This window comes from Actinoplanes sp. NPDC051633, assembly GCF_040681735.1.
Classification (GTDB): domain Bacteria; phylum Actinomycetota; class Actinomycetes; order Mycobacteriales; family Micromonosporaceae; genus Actinoplanes.
In genome coordinates this window covers 1-3,007 of record NZ_JBFAZH010000963.1, presented here as the reverse complement: position 1 = coordinate 3,007, position 3,007 = coordinate 1, and the positions used below count along the sequence as shown (strand labels likewise).

The 3,007-nt window shown below is 74.9% G+C and carries 2 protein-coding genes and 1 pseudogene; all 3 read left to right on the top strand.

Annotated elements, in window-relative coordinates; genetic code table 11:
- Positions 1-97, top strand: a pseudogene (locus AB0M20_RS35235) (DNA-binding response regulator); the annotation flags it as partial.
- Between the two features lie 82 nt (positions 98-179).
- Positions 180-2,360 carry a sensor histidine kinase gene (locus AB0M20_RS35230; RefSeq protein WP_364304815.1) on the top strand — a complete coding sequence of 727 codons (2,181 nt, stop codon included), beginning with the start codon at positions 180-182 and terminating at the stop codon, positions 2,358-2,360.
- Positions 2,361-2,373: 13 nt separating this feature from the next.
- A complete protein-coding gene (locus tag AB0M20_RS35225; protein ID WP_364304813.1) occupies positions 2,374-3,000 on the top strand; it encodes a response regulator transcription factor in 627 nt (208 codons plus the stop codon).
- Positions 3,001-3,007: the final 7 nt, after the last annotated feature.

Sequence of the window (3,007 nt, the reverse complement as noted above, 5' to 3'; positions counted from 1 at the left end):
GACGGTCCGCAACTATCTGGCCGCGGCCGTGACGAAGCTGGGTGCGCGGAACCGGGTCGAAGCCATCCGGCTCGGCCGGGATTCCGGCTGGATCTGACCCCTCGCCGCCCGGCCCGGGCGGCCCGGAAACAGCCGTACGGGTGTCGCGGAGCCCTTCGGGCAGGGCCGATGATGGCGGCATGGGTGACCGGGCGAGGCGCTGGCCGGCGGTGCTGGCCGTGCTCCTCGTCGTGCTGGGCGTCGTGGGCGCCGCCGCCCGCCTGGACGGCCCGTCGGACGGCAGCGTCATCCGGTTCGGCGGCTCGGCCTGGCGGGCGGACGCCTTGCGGGTGGACGTGACCGGCGAGTCGGCGTTGCGCGACGGCGACGAGGTGACCGCGATCGGCGGCAACCGGTTCACCGGCGGGCTGGTCGTCCGGCCGGGCGACACCGTCGCGTACCAGTTGCGCGGCGGCGGGACCCGGGACGTCACGGTCACCCGGGCGGACCTCGGCGGCCCGTTGCGGGACGGGTGGGGCGACCTGGTGTTCGTGGTGTCGCTGGCGCTGCTCGCGGTCGCGCTCTACCTGCGCCGGCCGAACGAGCCGGTCGTCGCGCCGCTGCTGGTCGCCGCCGCGGGGTTGCTCGGCAGCACCGTGGTCGTGGTCGCCGGGCTGCCCCCGCTCGCACTGGCGGCCGGCGGTCCCGGGCCGGTGCTGTACTTCCTGAGCACCGTCGGCGTGTACTCGATCGCCTGGGGTGCGGTGTTCGTGCTGGCGCTGCGGTTCACACCGGACCATCCGTGGGCGCGTCCGGCCGTGATCCGGGCCGGGTATGTGACGCCGTTCGCCGTGATGGTGACCGTCACGGCCGGTACGGTCGTCGCCGGGCAGAACGCCGTCACCCGGTACACCACGCTCGTCGTCGCGCAGAACGCGGTCGTGGCGGTGACCATGCTGGCCGCCATCGTCGCCGGCATCATCGCGTACCGCGCCGATCGGGACCCCGCCTCGCGGACCCGCCTGCGCTGGGTGGCCGGCGGCGGCGTGCTCTCCCTCGTGCTCGGCTTCGCCGGATGGCAGCTCCCCACGCTGCTCACCGGTCATCCGTTGCTGCCCGACGGCGCGCTCGGCCTGGCCGCCATGCCGTTCGTCGGCGGACTCGCCGTCGCGCTGCGCCGGCACCACCTCTTCGACATCGAGCGGCTGGCGAACCGATCGCTGGTCTACGCGGCGGTCGTGACGGTGCTCGCCGGCGTCTACACCGCCACGGTCGCGCTGCTCGCGTCGGTACTGCGGCTCTCCGACGCGGTCGCGGCCGCGCTGGCCGCCGCGGTGGCCGCGCTGGTTCTCGCACCATTGCTCCGTGCGGCCCAGGGTGTGGTCAACCGCGTGATGTACGGCGACCGCGACGACCCCGCCGGAGTCCTGGCCGGCCTCGGCGGGCGGCTGGAGACGGTGATGCTGCCCGACGACGTCTCACCGATCGTGGTGGAGACCGTCGCCCGGTCGCTGCGCGTGCCGTACGTGGCGATCGACGTGGGCGACGGGAAGCTGCCGGCGGCCGAGTACGGCGTTCCGGCCGGCACCGTCCACATCGAACCGCTGTTCCACTACGGCGAGAAGGTGGGCCGGTTGCGGGTGTCCGGGCGCGGGCCGGACGACCCGCTGGAACCCGCCGACCTGGCCCTCATCCGGTCACTGGCGCAGCAGATCGGCCCGGCGCTGCAGGCGGTGCGGCTGCACCACGATCTGGTCCGGTCCCGGGCCGAGGTGGTGACGCTGCGCGAGGACGAGCGCCGCCGCCTGCGCCGGGAACTGCACGACGGCCTCGGCCCGGCCCTGGCCGCGATCGCGCTGAAGGCCGGGCTCGCCGCGCGCCAGGTCCCCGACGGCGATGCCCGGAATCTGCTCGGCGAGATCACCGACGAGGTGCGGACCAGCCTGGCCGACGTCCGCCGGGTGGTCGACGCGCTGCGGCCGCCCGCGCTGGACGAGCTGGGCCTGGTGGCCGCGGTACGAGCCCGGGCCGCGGCGCTCACCGCCGACCTGGTGATCGACGTGGCCGGGCCGGACGACCGGCCGGTGCTGCCCGCGGCGGTGGAGACGGCGGCGTACCGGATCGCGGTCGAGGCGATGACCAACGCGGTCCGGCACAGCGGCGGCACCACCTGCACGGTCACCATCGAGGCCGGCGAGCGCGAGGTCCGGGTCGAGATCCGCGACGACGGCGACGGGCTGGCCGCGTCGCGTACCCCCGGGGTGGGATTGCGCTCGATGCGGGAGCGCGCCGCGGAGCTCGGCGGCGACTGCACGGTGGAGACTGTGGGCGGCACGGTGGTCCGCGCGCGGCTGCCGCTCGAGGTGGGGGCGCTGCGATGAGTCGGGGTCCGGGATGATCCGGTTGATCCTGGCGGACGACCATCCGGTGTTCGCCAAGGGGTTGCGGGCGGTCTTCGAGGCCGAGGAGGACTGCACGGTCGCCGAGGTGGCCGGCTCGGGCCGCGGCGCGGTCGAGGCGGCCCTGCGGCACACGCCGGACGTCGCCGTGCTGGACATCGCCATGCCGGACGGCGATGGGCTGTGGGCGGCGGCGCGGATGCGGTCCGCCGGCCTGCCGACCCGGGTGCTGATGCTGACCATGGCCGACGACGACGAGAGCGTGTTCGCCGCGCTGCGCGCCGGTGCCTCCGGCTACACGCTCAAGGGCTCGCACCCGGACGACATCGTGGCCGCGGTGCGCGCGGTGGCTCGCGGCGAGGCGGTGTTCGGCTCGGGCGTGGCCGAGCAGATGCTACGACACTTCTCCCGCAGCGTGACGGTGGCGCCGTTCCCGCAGTTGACCGAGCGCGAGCACGAGGTGCTGCGGTTGCTGGCGGGCGGGGCGGACAACGCGGCGATCGGCCGGCGGCTGGGTGTCAGCGACAAGACAGTGCGCAACCACGTCTCCAACGTCATCACCAAACTGCAGGTCAGCGACCGTACGGCCGCCGCCATGCGCGCTCGCGACGCGGGCCTGTAGCCGAACC

Bases quoted from the DNA above. Each gene is read 5' to 3' on its own strand.
- AB0M20_RS35230 (WP_364304815.1), top strand. From the start codon at position 180: ATGGGTGACCGGGCGAGGCGCTGGCCGGCGGTGCTGGCCGTGCTCCTC.
- AB0M20_RS35225 (WP_364304813.1), top strand. From the start codon at position 2,374: ATGATCCGGTTGATCCTGGCGGACGACCATCCGGTGTTCGCCAAGGGG.